The 18,254-nt window shown below is 57.7% G+C and carries 9 protein-coding genes and 11 pseudogenes; 8 read left to right on the plus strand and 12 right to left on the minus strand.

Annotation, left to right across the window (positions count from 1 at the left end; genetic code table 11):
* Positions 1 to 107 precede the first annotated feature (107 nt).
* Positions 108 to 890, minus strand: coding sequence for a class I SAM-dependent methyltransferase (locus tag FXV83_RS41375; protein ID WP_148745762.1), 783 nt, complete (start codon positions 888 to 890; stop codon positions 108 to 110).
* A 1,120-nt stretch (positions 891 to 2,010) separates the two neighbouring features.
* On the opposite strand from FXV83_RS41375, the gene FXV83_RS41380 reads away from it, so the two are divergent.
* Positions 2,011 to 2,247, plus strand: a complete 237-nt coding sequence (locus tag FXV83_RS41380) for a hypothetical protein (RefSeq protein ID WP_148745763.1) — start codon at positions 2,011 to 2,013, stop codon at positions 2,245 to 2,247.
* Positions 2,248 to 2,660: 413 nt separating this feature from the next.
* On the opposite strand, the pseudogene FXV83_RS45625 reads toward FXV83_RS41380, so the two are convergent.
* Positions 2,661 to 3,320: pseudogene (locus tag FXV83_RS45625) on the minus strand (helix-turn-helix domain-containing protein); the annotation flags it as partial.
* Positions 3,321 to 3,363: 43 nt separating this feature from the next.
* On the opposite strand from FXV83_RS45625, the pseudogene FXV83_RS44805 reads away from it, so the two are divergent.
* Positions 3,364 to 3,591 (plus strand): annotated as a pseudogene (locus tag FXV83_RS44805) (integrase core domain-containing protein); the annotation flags it as partial.
* Positions 3,592 to 3,763: 172 nt separating this feature from the next.
* Here FXV83_RS44805 and FXV83_RS45300 read toward each other — a convergent pair.
* The 3 genes from FXV83_RS45300 to FXV83_RS41410 form a co-directional block, all read right to left on the minus strand.
* A complete protein-coding gene (locus tag FXV83_RS45300) occupies positions 3,764 to 4,207 on the minus strand; it encodes a group II intron maturase-specific domain-containing protein (RefSeq protein WP_347341107.1) in 444 nt (147 codons plus the stop codon).
* Positions 4,208 to 4,644: 437 nt separating this feature from the next.
* The gene (locus FXV83_RS45305; RefSeq protein ID WP_347341108.1) at positions 4,645 to 4,893 is read right to left on the minus strand and encodes an RNA-dependent RNA polymerase family protein; all 249 of its coding nucleotides are present in this window, start codon (positions 4,891 to 4,893) and stop codon (positions 4,645 to 4,647) included.
* Positions 4,894 to 5,861: 968 nt separating this feature from the next.
* Positions 5,862 to 6,425 (minus strand): PCC domain-containing protein, encoded by a 564-nt coding sequence (locus FXV83_RS41410; RefSeq protein ID WP_148745765.1) that lies wholly within the window; start codon positions 6,423 to 6,425, stop codon positions 5,862 to 5,864.
* 396 nt (positions 6,426 to 6,821) lie between these two features.
* Here FXV83_RS41410 and FXV83_RS41415 point away from each other — a divergent pair.
* Positions 6,822 to 7,100: pseudogene (locus FXV83_RS41415) on the plus strand (IS630 family transposase); the annotation flags it as partial.
* Positions 7,097 to 7,252: pseudogene (locus FXV83_RS45630) on the plus strand (biotin synthase BioB); the annotation flags it as partial. The pseudogenes FXV83_RS41415 and FXV83_RS45630, both read left to right, overlap by 4 nt.
* A gap of 158 nt (positions 7,253 to 7,410) precedes the next feature.
* Here FXV83_RS45630 and FXV83_RS45635 read toward each other — a convergent pair.
* The 3 genes and pseudogenes from FXV83_RS45635 to FXV83_RS41425 all read right to left on the minus strand — a co-directional run.
* Positions 7,411 to 8,040 (minus strand): PCC domain-containing protein, encoded by a 630-nt coding sequence (locus FXV83_RS45635; protein ID WP_430648983.1) that lies wholly within the window; start codon positions 8,038 to 8,040, stop codon positions 7,411 to 7,413.
* A 613-nt stretch (positions 8,041 to 8,653) separates the two neighbouring features.
* Positions 8,654 to 8,822 (minus strand): annotated as a pseudogene (locus FXV83_RS41420) (integrase core domain-containing protein); the annotation flags it as partial.
* A 305-nt stretch (positions 8,823 to 9,127) separates the two neighbouring features.
* Positions 9,128 to 9,354, minus strand: a pseudogene (locus FXV83_RS41425) (IS3 family transposase); the annotation flags it as partial.
* Between the two features lie 96 nt (positions 9,355 to 9,450).
* Between FXV83_RS41425 and FXV83_RS45640 the strand changes: the two are divergent.
* A pseudogene (locus tag FXV83_RS45640) lies at positions 9,451 to 9,618 on the plus strand (IS30 family transposase); the annotation flags it as partial.
* Positions 9,619 to 9,634: 16 nt separating this feature from the next.
* Here FXV83_RS45640 and FXV83_RS41435 read toward each other — a convergent pair.
* A pseudogene (locus FXV83_RS41435) lies at positions 9,635 to 10,837 on the minus strand (IS3 family transposase).
* 104 nt (positions 10,838 to 10,941) lie between these two features.
* Between FXV83_RS41435 and FXV83_RS41440 the strand changes: the two are divergent.
* Positions 10,942 to 11,238 (plus strand): annotated as a pseudogene (locus tag FXV83_RS41440) (IS30 family transposase); the annotation flags it as partial.
* A gap of 488 nt (positions 11,239 to 11,726) precedes the next feature.
* On the opposite strand, the gene FXV83_RS41445 reads toward FXV83_RS41440, so the two are convergent.
* The gene (locus tag FXV83_RS41445) at positions 11,727 to 12,065 is read right to left on the minus strand and encodes a reverse transcriptase domain-containing protein (protein ID WP_148745768.1); all 339 of its coding nucleotides are present in this window, start codon (positions 12,063 to 12,065) and stop codon (positions 11,727 to 11,729) included.
* Between the two features lie 1,821 nt (positions 12,066 to 13,886).
* On the opposite strand from FXV83_RS41445, the pseudogene FXV83_RS41450 reads away from it, so the two are divergent.
* Positions 13,887 to 15,538: pseudogene (locus FXV83_RS41450) on the plus strand (acetolactate synthase large subunit).
* A gap of 233 nt (positions 15,539 to 15,771) precedes the next feature.
* Here the strand turns inward: FXV83_RS41450 and FXV83_RS44810 are convergent.
* Together FXV83_RS44810 and FXV83_RS45645 are read right to left on the minus strand one after the other, a co-directional pair.
* A pseudogene (locus FXV83_RS44810) lies at positions 15,772 to 16,036 on the minus strand (IS110 family transposase); the annotation flags it as partial.
* A gap of 164 nt (positions 16,037 to 16,200) precedes the next feature.
* Complete coding sequence (locus FXV83_RS45645) at positions 16,201 to 16,710, minus strand: transposase (RefSeq protein WP_430648984.1); 510 nt, start codon at positions 16,708 to 16,710, stop codon at positions 16,201 to 16,203.
* A 683-nt stretch (positions 16,711 to 17,393) separates the two neighbouring features.
* Here FXV83_RS45645 and FXV83_RS44815 point away from each other — a divergent pair.
* On the plus strand, positions 17,394 to 17,813 hold the full coding sequence (locus FXV83_RS44815; RefSeq protein WP_235940616.1) for a 4Fe-4S binding protein: 420 nt from the start codon (positions 17,394 to 17,396) through the stop codon (positions 17,811 to 17,813).
* Positions 17,814 to 18,254 lie beyond the last annotated feature (441 nt).

Genomic DNA, 18,254 nt, shown 5'->3' on the forward strand with positions numbered 1-18,254 from the left:
GCAAACCCGGGGCGGTTCAGATCCCCTTCATGATCCTAGAAGGGTTGAACGGGACCATAAGTTACTTCCCCTGCTTCCACGCCGCGCTCCTAAACGTACAATCCAGCTTACCCGCGCTGAGCATGCCATGCCCTAGAGCGAAATCGTAGGCTGGCCGGCTGCCATTTTCGGAACGTTTCCGCGATCATTTGTAGTATGGAATTCCAAACCTCGGAGGAGACTTGACTCGGGATATCATGTCTCCCACGCCAATAGTTGAGATACCGCTCCTCGCTCATTGATACCGCTTCGGTCGTCGCAAGAGAAATGCAGTTCCCGAGACCGGGATATTGATTGAGGAGCGCCTCGTAAGTCCCCATCTGACCGATGAGTGGAGTGAGCGCCCGTCGTAAAGCCGGTGCCATGTCGCGTATCCGATTTTCGATTTCGAGTTGAAACGGATCAGTCTCAAGATCTGCAAAGACGGTTGCAATTGTGAAGAACCCGCGCGGCCGTAAGATTCGCATGCTTTCGCGAAGCGCTTCGCTCGAATTCGTCAAGTGGAACGACATGCTGTAACAAACCCAGTCTAGCGAAGCCTCGGCCAGGCCGGTGCATTCTCCGGGCGCATTAACCCAAGATACGGCTGGATACGTTGGACCGAGCCTCTGCCCCACCGCAACCATCTGACTATCAGGTTCGACCGCATAGCCGGAAAGTCCCATATCAGCCAAGGCATAGGTGATTAGGCCTGTACCCGCGCCGATATCCGCGAAGATTGGGCTCTCCGTTAGATGCTTTACCCTATCAAAAAGCATCTGAAGGACTCGGCGTGAATAGGGTGGGAACTCTGGATAAAACTCAGCTAAATCGGAAAAGCTTCCAAAAGACCGCTTCTTAGTAACTTGCATCTTCTCCTCCACCAGTTGATGACTCTTAGGATGCAGCGCGGCGCGCCGACTCGTGATGCGAATTGCCGCTCCTCGCTAAGAGATATCAAGACTCGTGCCAACTTGACTGATCGAAGCTGAAGAAAATAGCGTGTGATTGCTTTCGGCTGTTTATCGGTGATGCACGAGTGAGGCATTGGCGACACAAGCTCGTGTCGCGGCCCCGACAAATCCGAGAGAAGTGTCAGCAGTCGGCTAGTAGCCGTCCATTGCGAACGTCCCTCAAAGAAGCGCATCATCAATTGCCGCGACATCAGATAGGAGAGTCGCCGCATATAGGGCTAAAACGCCTAACGCCCAAAACAGAGCGTCCAAAGTTAATGTGGTGCAGCGGTAAGTTAAGCGGGTCTGGGCATTGACCGCCTCGTCCGCCCGCTCGGTTCGAGTGCAAGCAACCCGGCGCTGTGTCCGGCCCTGGCCTTCGTGGGCTCCTCTCAGGCTGGCCGCTTTCCGCCATACGTCTCGTTTCCTTCGAGGACTCATCAGTATTCTGCACCGGCCCGACTCCCGAGCTCAGCCGCGGCTCTTGCAGTGCCTTGCTGCTGCCCCCGAACGAAGACCACTCCAATGGACCCGGCGATCGACCGCACGCAGGCGGCCTTCCCGATGGAAACTAAGAAAGCTTGTCAGCTACATCGCTTGGAACGAGCGCGCCGTTCTTAAGGAACGTTGAAGCTCTGAGGCGAGCGGCATCGTGCTCCTCCATCTTCACCGTACCATCGATGTGAGATTAAAGCGCCTGATGTCGGAACACTAGCAAAGCGGCACGGCTTCCACAGCGGGGGCGCGCGTTTCTCGTTACACAGGCCGGATCATGCTTGAGGGCGGGTGGCATGCTGATTGCTGCGAACGAAAGGTGAGGCCCGAGGTAATGCCTCCCACATTGTTCCAACCTTGCGGCTAGCAGCATCAATGCGGCCAATGTCAATGTTGCGGTTGAACTCTCATTCGGTGTGGTCGCGAAAGGAGGCCAGATATCCGAGCGAGACAACTCGCGATGCTGCTGACTGGCCTTTCTTTGAGCAGCTATGGGAGAAATTTGGCTAAGGGACATTTCCATTGAGGATGGAAGGATGATGAAATGAAGCTCACCGAGCCTCATCCGCGGAGCCTCGCACCGTGGACCGTCTTTGTCGGCAAGGATCGCCATGGCAACTGGGTTGCCCGCGAAAGGAACGGCCTTTTTGGCGGTCTGTTCGTGAACCGAGCACAAGCACTCAAGTTCGCATTGTGGGCGAATGGCCATCATCCAGAAACCGTTGTCGAGGTGTCGCGCGAAATCGAACTCGAGCTTCCTGTCACTCAGCCGCTCGGCTAAAATGAAATCCGTTCTCAAACAAAAGATCACCGTGGGACTGCGCCGCGGTCCGGCGGAAGCAACCGGCTGCTGCTGTCAGCTCCGCCCACCCCCGTTTCATCAGGACTCCGGCGGCACCTGACAAGCGCCTTTGCTCGAGCATCGAGAGTTCATGACTTCTCGGTAGAAGCGGCATCGCGGCAATCACGAACAGTAGGCGCCTAGCTAGACCGCGTCCATTGCGAACGCGGCTCGGCCGCCCCATTCGCGACATCCGCAACAAGATCGTGGGCAAGCCAAAGTTCGAGGCCAGCTGGAACGGCGCTTTTGCGCGCAGCACAGATCAATTCCAACAGCAGCGTCAGCGCGGATGCAAGCTCCATTCCTCCCATGCACGCGTCGACTGCATCGGCAAGAACAAGGCAGTTCGGCCTCCGCCGGATCGACCGCTCCTCGTTGCGCCGCATGAGCAACTCGCCAATCGCCACATTGACGTCGGCAAGGCTGTAGAAGGTGCGATGGCGCAGGCGACCGAGGAGCCAACGCTCGACGATTGGACGGCTTGCTCGACCTTCGCCTTGTCGCGCGGCTTGGGCCGCCGCGGCGGCAATATGGCAGTGCCGTAATGCGCCGCCATCTCCGCATAAGTGCGATTGATCTCAAGCTCTCTAGCATGCCACTGGGCAGTCGTCGCCCCATACTCCAACCCGCCGCTGCGGGTGGCTGCATTGCGCCGCAGCTCTCTCGAGATTGTCGCGGCGGATCGACCGAGACGGCGCCCAATTTCCCGGATGGAATGGGCTGCACCTTGAAAAGCGCAATCTCTTCGCGCTCTACCAATGATAGTATCGCCCGGAGAGCCCCCTTGCCGAGGATTTGAACATCGCTGGTGGCATGCCACCCGCCTTTCGAAACAATCTGGTTCCTACAGGCTATGACACCCCGGCCTCCAGCGCGGTTTCTCCGCTGCTTTGCCCGGCAGCAATAGCTCGCCAAAAACTTCTCTGTTCATCCCGTCCAGCCACAGGCGGTCGTCCTGGCGATGGTAATGGCGCTCGTCCAGACCGTGCCGATCGCCGCCTTCGAATGCTCATCGCAACCTCCAACTCCAGAGTGTTGCGACGACCGCTTGAAACCGCCCAATATGCCTCGGCGGATTACCGGAAGCTGATGCAATCCGCCGGCCTCAGGGCGTCGATGAGCCGCAAGGGCGACTGCTATGACAATGCTCAGATGCAGAGCTTCTTCCATACGCTCAAGACTGCGCTCGTTCATCATCGCCAGTACCAGACCTGCGCCGAAGCCCAGCGCGACATCTTCGCCTTCATCGAAGGCTTCTACAATCGAACGTGTCGTCACTCAGCCAGTCGGTTTTATCAAAAGATCATTTCGCCGACGCCATACGGTCGTGAATTTGACCAAATTCGATCAGCCGCGCCAAGGCCGTCGCTGGCACCGGCGCCACCTATAGCAAGTCGAGTCGCCCGGGGGAGTTTCACCCCCAGGCGCTCACAGATCCGGACGTGAGCGTCTCCGCTCATCCGGCTCTTACCGTCCAGCCGCCGTCTTGTGCAGCATCAGCCAAGGGCCAACAGCGTGGGGGGCGCCAAGCAATTTCCCGTACCCAGTACTCTGCCCGTCTTCGATGTCGCCGCGGACGTTTGTACTTCGACATCGCCCATCGCGCGAGACATCGATCGAGATGGCGTAGTGTCGGGTAAAGCGCCGACTTGTAGTACCAACCATAGTAGTTCATCCAGCCTCCGGTTGAACATCCTCGCCAGATCGTCGATCCTCTTATCCCGGCAGCGTAGTTGCCAGGCACGGATTTCCTGTCGGATTGCCTTCGTCGCGGCATTGCTGACACCGGAGCTGAAGTTGACGAAGTGCTTTCCCCAACGGTTCTTCGACCGACGGGCCCGGAACATGTAGCCCAAAAAGTTGAATTTCTGTTCAGGATAATCACCTCGCCGGTCGTCATCCTTACAATAGACTATCTTCGTCTTGTCCGCATGAAGCTCCAATCCGCGTTCGGCAAGGCGCTTCGCAAGGGCTTCCTTCAGTTCTTGTGCCTGCCGCTGACTCTCGCAATGGCATGCTCGGATGATTTCTTCGCATCCAGATGTCGAACGCATAGTGGAGAAAGAGATTCGCCATCAGCGGTAATACCACCGAGCCCTGCGGCGTGCCCTTCTCTCGGGGTTCAGGGGTGCCGTCTTCCAGTTGAACGGGAGCTTTAAGCCACCGTTCAATGTACAATAACACCCCAGCGCAGTCCGTGTGCTACCGAATCGCCTTGAGCAAAAGCTCATGCGATATCGAGTCAAAATAGGCCCGAATGTCGAGATCGAGCACGAAGGGATGCCGCCAGCATCGCTGGCGAGCAACCCCTACGGCATCGAGCGCCGATTTTCCGGATCAATATCCGAACGAGTCTGGATGAAAGTGTTTCTCCAAATCCGGCTCCAGATATCCTTTGACCACCGCCTGAGCAACGCGATCCGAGACCGTAGGAATTCCTAGCGGCCTCTTCCCGCCGCCGCGCTTGTCGATCTGCACACGCTTGACCGGCGGTGGAAAGCAGCTGCCCGAAGATATTCGATTCCAGAGCTTGTACAGATTGCTCTGCAAGTCTGCCTCGAACATCTCGATCGACTGCTTGTCCACACCGGCTGCCCCGATGTGTTTTAACCCGTTTGTACGCCTCCCAAACCCAGCGCTTGGGGATGTCATACGGCTTTGCTTGACCCAAAGAGTCCTCCCGTTTCCGGTTGTTCTTCCAATCAAGCGGGACAGTTCCGTGCCTTCGCTCCGCCACCATTTACTTGGGACGCGCCTAGTCGTTGGGCGCGTCCCCTAGCCGCAACGCACTACGCGCAGTGCCTTCGTCACTACTACACACGGCTCCGTTCCCTGCATCGCGCATTGGTACTCAGACTCTTGTGGGGCTTCCACTTGAACCATTCCCTTGGCGTCGCGATATAGGTTCCCACGTTCCGCACAGAAGCCTGACGCCACCTCGCCTGCCGGACGCTGCCTGAGCCGTAAACAGGTATGGCTCAGACCGATCCCAAGATAACGACTACGCCTTGGTTTTGACGTCTTCCCTACGCTTTCGACAGTTCATCGGTGGTTCGCTTGCGCTCGTCTCCTCGATCCTTACCTGACAGAGACTTGCTCTGCCTTTTCCGGTCTCGCTCACCACCTCGACCATTGGACCGTTCAATACGCAGCAATTACCGCTATCCTCGGGAATCGATCTCTGGGCTGCCTTGGTCCAATATGGATGGTTCAGCACTTGGGGGAAGCGGGGCACTCATGGAAACTGCTGTCATTGCCTACCCAATCTCTGTGGAAGTGCTGCCCTCACGAACGATGTTGTGACGCAATATCATTCCGAACTGCCCCCTGAATTGTTGCGAAGAACTCAAAGCATTTGCATTCCGCTGGTGTCGACCTCCTCGGAACAGCTCGGAGAAGTATATCCGAGGGCGGTGCATCCCTCCGGGTTCCGCGAACGAAGAATTCCTGCAATGTCTCGGTACAGAACGCTCTTGACTCTCCACCCCGCAGAAGCGTTGCAGCTCTTGAGTGAAAGCGCTGCAACGTGTGGCTCTCCGGGCCAAATCATGAGCTCATGCCGGCAAGAGTTCGTGGTAGTAACCCTCGGGGTAGCCCCTTTTGTCCCAAGTTGCTTTCAAAACGACACCCGACACTTTCGCGATGACGATCTGAAAGTATTGAGTGCCGATAATCGACCCCTCCAAGAGGTGACCGCAGATCGTCTCTTTCGAATTCGAGCCCGTGATGTGAACGTGGCAATACGGAGCGCCATCTCCGACGAATCCCGCGCCGCCGAATCCTGTTTCATGACTGCTGCGAAGGATTTCTGGCGGCGGCTTGACCGACTTGTCCGGGACTGAGCCTATTCCGATGATGCCGTGCGCACTCACCTCCACGTACCCCGGAATCTCAGCGAAGTTGATTCCAAACGGGGCACCTGGTGCGATCGCATGCAGCCTAAGATTGCGCATGCATCCTGTGGCGTCCAGTAGCAGTCCTGTCTTGACATCGTTCTGTGCGCAAACGTCCCAGATGCCTCGGAGTAAGTCGTCGCCCAGGCCAAGCTGCGCATAGATGACCTCTTCGATTTTTCCTTTCAGCATGGGTCTCTTTTTCGACCATTCTTTTGGAAGCATTGATTATCTCCTGAGTGTTTGAAGAGAAGACGCGTAGTAACGATGTTTGGAATGGTTCATTGCTATTTAGCCCGGCCTTGGAGCCTAATTCACCCGCTTGGGAGGCATTTTCGACGGATTTGTGCAAATCTGCGACCATTCCGATGATTTCCCTAAGTAAACCGATTTGATCTCGCCCCCGGGAGGTAGGCGTTCTGGCGCGGTTTTCCTGAAACCGGTTTACGGTAGGCATGTGGTCAACGCCGCAGGCGTCGCCAAAGCGAAGTGTCATGCCCATAGCGCCCAGGAGCTGGGCTTGCTTTGCCTTGGTGCGACGCAGGCTTTCGCCGGCGGCGGAGCCGGTGGTCGTTGTGGACCAGCGGTCGAGGTCGGCATAGGGCATGCCATAGGTCGACCATTTCAGCCTGGCTCGCCCGCCGTCCGCGTTGGCACATTCACTTCACGCCGACCTACGCCTCCAGGCTCAACCAGGTCGAACGCTTCTTCGCGTTCATCACCCAACGCGCCATTCGTCGTGGCTCCTTCGATTCCACCGCCGACCTCGTCAAAAAAATCGACCGTTTTATCCGCAGCCACAATGCAAATTCACGCTCCTTCGTGTGGACCGCTACCGCCGACTCCATCCTCCAGAAACTCGCGCGACTTTGTCAGCGAATTTCCGGGACGGAACACTAGCTATCAAGACCGGTGGCTCTCCGGAAGATTGCGGCTACTGTTCGCAGAGCGCGCATTAACGACTCCGGTCTGAAAGCCACCGTCGTCTAATGAATCGCGCTGACGGCGTCGCCATCGCGCGGCGTGCAAAGAACGCTGGCGCAATCCACTTCCGCAAGCCAACGCGGTCGCCGCCTTCCCGCAGCTCGAGCTGCAGCTGGCCGGTTGGTGATTCACCGCGGGAGGCCACGCCATGTTCTTTTCCAACTATTCTCAGGACCCTATGCCCGTACTATCTCGTGATAGTAGGCGTCTTTCTCAAAGGTCGCCCTCAAGATGACCCCAGAAACTTTTGCGATGGCGACGGAAAAGTGCGAGGGGATATCACTTCGCCCGTCGTGAGCCACATGGTGAATCGTTGACCCCTCCAGGAGGTGCCCACAGACCGTCTGCGAGGAACTCGTCGCCGTAATATGAACATGGAAATAGGGAGTCTCGTGTCCCTCGAAGCCGGCAGAACCGAATCCTGTGTCGGCGGCGGCACTGTCACCGACTTGTCCGGGACCCAACCCATCCCGATCATGCCATGCGCGCTCACCTCTAGATCCTCCCGGATCTCAGTGTAGTCAATCCCAAGCGCGGCGTTCCGTGCCTCGTGTGGAAACCGCATCACCCTGAGCTTGTCCATCGAGCCGGTACAGTCCAGAAGGACTCCTGTCTTCACTTCGTTTTGTTTACAGATGTCCCAAAGAGCTCGAAGAAGGTCTTCACCTGGCTCGAGTCGAGCGTAGATGATTTCCTCGATCTTCCCACTGACCATGTTTCGTTTCATGTTAACCTCCCATCCAGTGTTACGAATCTCTTGGCTATGTCGGTCGCACCGCAGCCACTCGCAATCTCGGCCGCTGTCGACCCGGATACGCCCTGACCGGCCAGCTAGCAGCAAGCCCATCATCACCATCAAGAGCGATTGAAAGGCCAGTGTGTAGTGGCGCGGGTATTCCCCAGACGAAACTGGCACAATGCCAGGCTGACGATGCGTGCCGATAGCACCGCCACATGCGGCCAGCCCGCTGTCCAGAGGAGTCGGATCACAAGCAAGCTGAGCATCCAGCCCAGCGCCATGGTAAGCATGACGTTCGCCATGCGAAGCACCATGATGTGGCCGTCACCCCGTCCACTGATATGGCCAGTGATAGGCAAAGCTAAAAAATAGACGGCGCCACATTGATTGCATCGGGAACGGATTCGCGATGGAGTTGAGGTGGAAGCCTTCGCTGACGAAATTGAAACTATAACTGCTGCAGTTATAGCAGCCAAGCGGAAAGGATTGCTGTGTTACGGCGGACAGAGCCGACAAAGTTTGATCCAGCAAGACCGACAGCGTCCTTCCGTTGGTAAAGTGATTATCTCTTGGCATAGGCCCGTTCCTGCCCGCTTCGCCGACTAAGTTTACTCCAGTGCATATCTGCTCGACGAGCCTCTAACTGATCTGAGCCCCCCAATCACCTCCGAGAATTGGTGGTAGCGAGACCGAACTTTGGACCACCCAGAGCTAGAGTTTTGCGCCTCTGTCACGTTGGCGGGCTGGTTGCGCCGACGTGGTTTTGCAGCAAAATCGGCCGGTCGATTGCCGATCGCCCCATTTGGCCGTTCCTCGTCATAATATCTGCGCCAAGTCTCCACCTTGTCCTGGGCGTCCGCAAGGCTGAGGAACCAGTGAGTGTTGAGCCATCCAGCGCGCGCTCATCGGTGGGGTCGAGGACTGGCGCGCCGGCAAGCTTTTCGACCGTGCCACGTTTCCAGTCGCCTCCACGCGCACGCAGCATGCGGATTTCCCGCACTGCGCGCTCCCATTTGCTTCACACCAAGGCTTATGGGACCTATCCGGCTAGAGCAGCTTTCGGTTCTTCATCGCGTCGCACTCGAGAACAGCCTGAGAGTGTCGTACAACCACGACCTATTCCACCGCTTCCAGCAGAAGCCCTTTCGTTTCCGAGCCTGCGCCAGATGGCGCCTGACCTTCTTCTCCACCGATGGACACCAAGTTAAGCTAACCCCACCTTGGGCTCGAACTCAACCGGGCTGAGGTAGCCGATGGTCGAGTGCCTGCCGATCGTGTTGTAAATCTCTCGATGTAGTCGAACACATCGGCTCGCGCCTCGTCTCTGGTCCTGTAGGTTTTGCCTTCCGTCCGTTCGGTCTTGAGTGACGAGAAGAAGGTCTCCATCTGAGCATTGTCATAGCAGTCGCCCTTGCGGCTCATCGACGCCCTGAGGCCGGCGGATTGCATCAGCTTGCGGTAATCCGCCGAGGCATATTTTGGGGGGTATCAAGCGGTCGTCGCAACACTCTGGAGTTGGAGGTTGCGATGGGCATTCGAAAGCGGCGATCGGCACGGTCTGGACGAGCGCCATTACCATCGCCAGGACGACCGCCTGTGGCTGGACGGGATGAACAGAGAAGTTTCTGGCGAGCTATTGCTGCCGAGCAAAGCAGCGGAGAAACCGCGCTGGAGGCCGGGGTGTCACAGCCTATGACCTTGTCCCCAAGTTTTATCCAGTTCTGAGTGCGCCCCGGTCGTTGGATTTGCCCGGTTGGGCGGTGAGAGCGACGGGAGCTGGCGCGGAGCCTTCGGCATAGCGGAGCGCCAGATCCCGGCGCGGATGACAGGTGAAGGCGAACTCCGACGGGGTTTTCCATCCGAGCTGCGAGTGTGGTCGTGCGTCGTTGTAATCGGCCCGCCAGCATCCAAGCGTGACGCGGGCCTGGGCCAGCGACGTGAACAGCGTCTCGTTCAACAATTCATCCCGCAGCCGGCCGTTGAAGCTCTCGATGAAGGCGTTCTGCATGCGCTTGCCCGGCGCGATGTAGTGCCATGGGACGCGGCTCTGGTCGGCCCAGGTCAGGATGGCATTGCTGGTGAACGCGCTACCGTTGTCGCTAACCACCATTTTGGGTTTGCTCCGCTCCATCACCAGCCGGTCCAGTTCCCGCGCGACCCGGGCCCCCGAGAGCGAGGTGTCGGCCACCAGCGCCAGGCACTCGCGGGTGCAATCATCGACCACGGTCAGGATGCGGAAGCGGCGGCCGTCGGTGAGTTGATCCGAGACGAAGTCGAGCGACCAGCGGTCGTTCGGCGCCATCGGCACTGTCGTCGGCGCTCGGGTCCCGATCGCCCGCTTGCGGCCGCCACGGCGACGCACCGCGAGCCTCTCTTCCCGGTAGAGCCGGAAGAGTTTCTTGTGGTTGACCACATAGCCCTCCCGCTTGAGCGGAAGCTTGAGCAGAATATGCAGGCGCCGATAGCCGAAGCGGCGGCGGCGCTCCTGGGCGATCGCCCTCATGCGTTAGCGCAGGGCGGCATCATCCGCCCGGGTCGTCTGGTATCTGATGGTCATGCGGCAACAGCCGATGGCTTTACACGCGCGCCGTTCGCTCATCCCGTGGGCATCCACGAGATGCGCGACAGCTTTCCGCTACCCCGCGGGTCACCACTCCTTTCCCAACAAGTCCTTCAGCGCTGCATTGTCTAGCATGGCATCAGCCAGCAACCGCTTCAGCCGGGTGTTCTCGTCCTTCAGCGTCTTCAGCCGCTTGGCCTCCGAGACCTCCATTCCGCCAAACCTGGCTTTCCATTTGTAGATACTGGCGTCACTGACGCCGTGCTTCCGGCACAGATCGGCAACCGAAACGCCAGCCTCGTGCTCCTTCAAAATCCCGATGATCTGCTCTTCCGAAAAGCGGCTGCGCTTCATGCTCTGGTCCTTGTCTTGGGCCAAAGCGAACTTCAACCTGGATTAAGCCTGAGGGGCAAGGTCAGAAGCCGTGCGTGACGCGATTACGCGCACCATCATAACCTTTGCCCGAAGAGCTTCGCCATTCGCTGACCTGGGATCAGGGAGCCGAAATGGCCCGGCACGATCCTTCGAACATCGATGCGGGTGTCCAAGTCTACTTCTGCGACCCGCAAACCCAATGGCAGCGTGGTACTAACGAGAACACCAATGGGTTGCTACGTCAGTACTTCCCGTAAGGGACAGACCTGAGCATCCACAGCGCTGACGAAATCGCTGCCGTGGCCGCAGACCTCAACGCTCCGAGAAAGATTCTGGGCTGGAAAACGCCGGCAGAAGCGCTTGACGAGTTGTTGCCGTGAGTGAACATCGTCGGTGTTGCGACGACCGCTTGAATCCGCCTTTTCGTCGCTGTCGGGTCGGAGGAGGCGCCTACTGAAGGGCTTGCCTCCGTCCGCCGCACAAACGGAACGTGCAGTTTTCCCGCATTCCGCTTTCATGAACGGGCTTTCGCGAAGCGCTTCAACCAGCTGGATCGGTGGATAATCCAAAGACGCCACATCGCGCCAAGCGATCGCGTAACAGATGTTGGAAAGAGTATCCCACAAGAAGGCTGCGCACGGAGTTCAAGCTTGTCAGCCTTGTCTCGCTGATTACCTTCTCCTGGCGTTGGAACGATAGTAGTAGTTTCCCCATTCACGGACGACGGGTTGATCGTTTCGATCATTTCTCTCATACGCAGAGGTATTTTCCTTTCGTCAAGGCCCTGATCTGATCCTTGAACCGGTCAACTGACTTCTGTGCGGGAATGGCATAGAGACCATGACGGTTCAGCTTGGACTTAATCCGATCACGATTCAGGCGAAGCTGCCTTTCCCTCGTTGGATTTTGAATCCCAGAACTCAAAGCCGTGCGCCACATGCACAATCCGGGTTTTCGCCTGATTGAGCTCAACGCCAAGCTGTTTGAGAATCTTCGCTGCTCGCGCCAAGGCGTACTTCGCCTCAGCTCGTGTCCGGCAGGTCACCACCCAGTCATCCGCCCACTGCGTGAGTTGGTACCCTTGCCGCTCCTTGTCGAAGGGAGTCAGCAAGATGTTACTCATCAACGGCGAGACGACTCCGCCTTGCGGGATTCTCGTTGGAGTTGCGTATTTCCGTTCCTGCTCTTCATAGCCTGCTTTCAGCATCTGGCTGAATCAACTTCAGCGCTCTGCTATCGGCACGATCCACTCGTTTCCGCTCTCCACTTCACGCCGAATCTTGGTCAGGGCATCTGCGGTCTTGCGACCTTCGATATCCAAAACTGCTCGGATCAAAGACGCGCTCAAAGATGGGCTCCAGGCGGTTGACCAGAGCCTGCTGACACCCTGTCGTAGACCGAAGGTATGCCGAGTGGCCTTGTCTTGCCCCGAGCTCCTGTTTTCGGACTCTCTAATCGTCGCACTGCTCGCGGCTCACAGGTGTCATCGTGAAGCTCTTGATGAAGCCGTTCCAGATTTTCATCCAGACTGGCCTCGAACTCCTCAATGGTCACCCTGTCTGCGCCGCTTGCCCCATGATTGGCGCGACGCGCTCCCACGCAAGCTTCAAGTTCTTGCGTGAATACACCTTGTCCACCAGAGAGTGGACCTTCTGCTTCTGATCCTCGAGAACAAGATGATCCGATAGTCTCCTCGAAGCGTGACGTTCGGGTTTTTCACAAAAGGAACTGTCCATCCACGCTTCTTTCTCGTCTATCTCGACGCATCTTCTCTCGACTCGTTCACGAACGTCCTCCCCGGATCACTCTCGGTCCGCCATTGCTGGTCACGCGAGTTATTCGTCTCGCGCTTCAGGTACTACTCGCTCTCCGACTCCTGCCTGTGCATCGCTTCGCTTATGCGATCACTTTCCCGGTTGCTGCCGGAACACAGGCAGGTCTCCTGGGGTCACGCATGAATCTTCAGTATCGTGCCGTCAGCAAACACTTTGGTACGATGGGTGAATGAGTAACGCCTTCGCCCCCATAGTGCGGGCTCGACCTTGCCCCATCTTTGGCCGACCTGTTCATCTGTGGGTTGCCCGTTGATTACAGCCCGATACTTCTCCTCAAACCCTTCGGATTCCGGATCGCTCCGGACAGCCCGTTCTCCAAACGCTCTCGCGTCTGGCCAACGAGGCATTACCCCCGTCTTCGGATACGGTGCTCCTCATTCGAGCACCGAAGAACTTCAACCCTCCTGATTCGCGCGCTGCCCACCGCACAATACGGACCCGGCCGCCACCTTCTCGTCGCCGCCTTCCCGGTGTTGCCGGTTATCGACCTGCCTTGCTCCGACGATTTCTCCTCGGGACGACGAAGGCTTCTCCAGTTCCTCGGTATATCCTTGTCACCGTGCTGTCGCTTCCACCCCGCCGAGATCAACAGTCGTGTCGGTCAGTGTTTCGACTGTTCATGCTGCCTTCGCCCTTCGGTTGCGGGCTCGGCCCTCGGACTTACTCACTTTCGAGGCCACAACGCGTTCACTGTTATTACGGCCCGGTGACCGAGCAGTTGACCTGTTTAGCGTGTCGCGCACTTCATCCCACTATCGATGTTGCTGGGCACCAGCAATCGCCGAATCTCCGTCTTGAGCCGTTGGATACTCTTCTTGGACGGGCTCGCGCTCAGATACCACTTTCCGTTCGCTTCAAGTGATGCGGTCCAAACGAGTAGCCCAGGAAGTCGAAGCGTTCCTGTCGAGCGTTCCGGGACCAATTCCTCGCGCAAGCCCGCCAGCCCCGACCTCCGCCTGGAGTTGCCGGAGAACGGCTTCGCTGCGCTCCAGGACGGCATCTGCAAGATCTGGTGGGGTCCACAAGTAAGTATCCATGTTAAGAGAATCGCCACACCTGCTCGTGTTGCTGCTATCAGCCGGCAACAAGCTGAACCCACGCCCGGGCTGCCGCGCGCAACCGATCAGACGCTGCGGGTGGAAATATTCGTGTCGTCTTCAAACTAGCTTTGGATTCGAAGAATTGGGGGCAGAATGGTGAAGGGCTCGGATTTACTTGTCGAAGCTCTGTCGCATGAGGGAGTCGATCGCGTCTTTGGCGTGCCCGGCGTAGGGCATCTCGATGTGCTGGAATCGCTTCGAAGCTCGAAGATCGAATGGGTGCTGACACGCCACGAGCAGGCCGCGGCGTTCATGGCAGCGACGTACGGGCGGCTCACCGGCCGGCCAGGCGTGTGCATTGCAGCTCGCGGTCCTGGCGCGCTTAACCTCTCGACCGGGGCCGCCCATGCTCAATTCGGCGCAATGCCGATGGTCATGATCACTGGACAAACGGCGATCATGAGCGGTCGAGAGGGGCGTTTTCAGCTTGTGGATGTGATCGCGTCGATGAAACCACTTACGAAGCTGTCGCGACAGATCGCAAGCGCGGCGAGTATTCCTACGCTGGTTCGCGATGCCTTTCGGGTCGCGATAGAGGAACGGCCGGGCCCGGTGCATCTCGAGCTGCCTGAGGACATCGCCGCAGACGAAATCGAGCCGGTGCCAATGGTCCCGGTTCATCCGATCGAAATCCCGGTCGCGCATAGCGCGGCACTCGACCGGGCGGCCGAGATCATTCTGGGCGCCAAACGGCCGCTCATCATGCTGGGAGCGGCGGCAAACCGGCCGCGGTCGACCTTTGAAATTGCGGGCTTCGTGCACCGTACCGGCATTCCGTTTTTCACGACACAGATGGGAAAGGGCTCGGTCCCCGAGGGAACAAGTCTATACATAGGGACGACTGCTCTCTCTGAGGGCGACTATGTTCATGAAGCGATCAATCAGGCGGATTTGATCATCGCAATCGGGCATGATACCATGGAGAAGCCTCCGTTCATCATGAGGCAGAAGGGCACTCACGTGATACATGTGAGCTATACGCCAGCGACAGTGGAGCAGGTCTATTTCCCGCATGCGGAGGTCGTCGGCGACGTGGGGCCCAGTCTCGAGCTTCTTGCCGACCGTATCGAAGGAAAGCTCCCGAATGCAAAGGCGCTGCTGTCGCTAAGTCAGAGCATTCTGGATCGGGTTGCCAACCGGGCAACGGAAAGCCGTTGGCCTGTCACGCCGCAGGGGTTAGTTCACGATGTGCGCAAAGTGATGCCGGAGAACGGCATCGTTGCGCTCGATAACGGCATGTACAAGATCTGGTGGGCGCGCAACTATTGTACTCATGTTACGAATACACTGCTGCTCGACAATGCGCTCGCCACAATGGGTGCCGGGTTGCCGTCGGCAATGATGGCCGCTTTGCTTTATCCGGGTCGCCGGGTGATGGCGGTCTGCGGTGATGGCGGCTTCATGATGAACAGCCAGGAATTAGAAACCGCTGTGCGGCTCAAGCTTAACCTGGTGGTGTTGATCCTGAATGATGGGGCTTACGGCATGACCCGCTGGAGGCAGGCCGTCCGCGACCTCTCCGATTTCGGCCTCACCTTCGGAAATCCGGATTTCGTCCGCTACGCCGAGTCGTTTGGCGCGAAGGGCGCGCGCTTAAAGTCTGTCGATGCACTGGTGCCGACGCTGGAGGCGGCATTCATGAAAGGTGGTGTTCACTTGGTTGACGTACCGATCGACTATTCTGAGAAACCCGTGTCTTGATCGAGGAGTTGTGCGGTCGCCAACGGTTGGCCGAGTTCGTGTAGGGCCGAATGCAGCAGCTTATCCAGACGCTCGATCGAAAGCCGCGGTCCGATGCGCCGACGATGCTGTCACGTCCGAAGCAAAGCTGTTGACCGCGGCGTCCATCTTCACGACTGGACGTTGTGCTCTGATAGGGGCAGGCACCTGACGAACACGGCCATTACCAGTATTGGTGATACTCACTAAGCCTGACAGTCTCTCCAGGCGATCGCTCAAGGACTGCAACGCTCGCATGAGACCAAGGCGGGACGAACTCTTCGATCGTGCGTTCCAGACGTTCGACTCGCTCACTGAATGCGAACAGCCTCGACCATCTCTGAAGGGCGTCCGATGTGCGCGATGATCAAACTGCCGTTCCTGAAGCCAGCGCAGCTAGCCCATCATCCAGTCCTTCTTGCGGCGATAAGTTCGCCATGCTTGAAGGCGCTGACCTGTTGGCGATGGACCCGCGGCATCTCAACCGCGGCGGCTCGAGTGCGGACGAGACGAGATATTGCATCGCTTCGTAGTCTTCCCTGAAGTATGCAGATCAGCCTGAAAGATAGACAGAAATTGTCTCGGATAAAGGTTCGATTTTGCAGGAAAGCCGGGTGTTGGAGCTGGCTTTCATGCATTTTGGGATTTTGCCCTCGATCGATTTCGTATTTCCCTAACCAGCGGGTCGTCAGTATTGGAGAAGGCGATGGGCAAACCGCCGGATGGTCGCCAGAAGACTGGGTTCCCTGGCCTCCGCACGTCGTTTGCTTAAAGGAATCGACCGTAAGCCCCCATCTCCAAATCCAGCTTTGCGGGCATATCTCTTGCGCGTGAAGATCTTTCGATATGCCTCTCGCGCGTGAAGATGCTGGCCTTGTAAGAACGAGTCGTCAATCGCAACGAGACGGCCGCCGACCAGGCCAAGTTCGCGGACCGGCAAAACGAAGCTTCGGTTCGCGGCCTTCAACGCAGCCCAATTCTCCTTGCGGACGTTGAAAATTGTCCGACCGGGCCTCAAGTTCTTGGGCAGCCGGATGCGGCAGGCCTCCCGTTCCAGCCGACGCGACGACCTGACCTGGTTGATGTGGCCATAGAGATGAAGCTTCAAGAGATCGGCCGGATCGTAGGGCGGCTGTCTCATCTCCCCCCGGCGCGATCTGCATCGCGGAAGCCGAGCTTGGCAATATCGAGCGCACATATGAAGCTCTCGATCGCTCGAACCGTTTTGGCCCTTTCCACATAATCTTGCGCGGCCTAACCCGGCTCTCGCCGGGCTTGAATGGACGGCTCACCATGAACCGAAGACCCACGTTGCGTCTACACTGCGAGGAAAGAGGATATGGCGCACAGTTTCCAATACGCTGCGAACAAAGACGGCCAAAAAATGAGCTGGGCCAACCGTGTCGGAGCCTTCATCGCTGCTGAAAGCGCCCATACCGGACCAATGTGAGCAGTAGACAGATCGGCCGATCTTCCAACACTGTCACGGCAACGACAGTGGCGAGGATCATCCAAGAAGCTGCTTCGCTGTCAACCACCGCTGTTAGTAGTTGATCTGGATGACAGGCGCATGGCAAAGATGGTTGTGATGATCGTCAGCCCGAGCCAAACGCTAGCCAACTCGGCTTGTGCATCAGCTAAATCATTCTGTGTAGAGTGCGGTTTGTTGCGCCTGAATTGTCGATTGCAGAAGTGCTCGCGCAAGGAGGCGGACAAAGCACATAAGGTTGGTCGATTTGTTTGGAGGCGCCTATGACGCGGTCATGAGTGCGGCCCAGGCTCAAAGCAGGGCCGATCACTGGCCGTATGAACAGGATCCACTATAGTGACGGAAGGCATCACCCCACCCCGATCGCGACGGATGACCTCGCGAACATGCTCATGGAACGCGCGCTTATGCGAACTCGCAATCGAAGATCGCTCGCCGAAGCCCTCGCCGTCCAATTCTTTGTTTCGAAACATGGAGGGCTGCAGGACTGCTATCTGGCCGCGCCAAACGACGGACCTATATACAATGCTGACCGAAATCGATTCGGTCCGAATGAGGAAATCGATCGCAAGCGATATTATCTGAAGTCGCCGGGAAGGCACGGAGAGGATCCAATCATGTCATTTGCAACGCGCCACGGCCATGACTGCACGCCGGACTGCCTCATCTCGATCGATCCACAAAAGTGCACCGGCTGTGGACGCTGCTTTAAAATCTGTCGCCTCGATATAATAACGGTGGAGGAGATCCAAGATGAGGGCGATCGTGCCGATCGTAAGCGGCAAATGGATTTTTCAATTACCCACATTTGACCGGCTTTGAACTAGGCTGGCGTTTCTACTAAGTTTACCCCTAGCACCTGCAGCGACCGCGTTCGTCAAACAAGACGGCCCTCAATGGAGGGATACAGCGATCACGGGATTGATTGCTTCGGTCTTGTCGAACACATTGGTCGGGCACACGTTCGAGCAAATGTCGCAGGGCAGCGCTCAGGATCGATGACTTCGATCATTTCGCGGCGTCCGCATAAACCGGTCGTGGTCGAGTAGCTCGGCCATTTGGCTTTGCCCTCACAGATCCGGGCGGGCGGCTTTCCCGCATCCGGCTCTTCCCGAGAGTAACCCGCGTCATATCCGCGCCTGCGCCCAAGTTCGAGTGATGCGTGGAGTTGGCAGGCGGAAGCGTCCCATCAGGCTCTCGAACTGCGGCCAGCCCATGCGCTGACTTTTCTGGCTGCGCCGTCTCAGACAACG

Source organism: Bradyrhizobium hipponense, assembly GCF_008123965.1.
In the GTDB taxonomy this organism is placed as follows: domain Bacteria; phylum Pseudomonadota; class Alphaproteobacteria; order Rhizobiales; family Xanthobacteraceae; genus Bradyrhizobium; species Bradyrhizobium hipponense.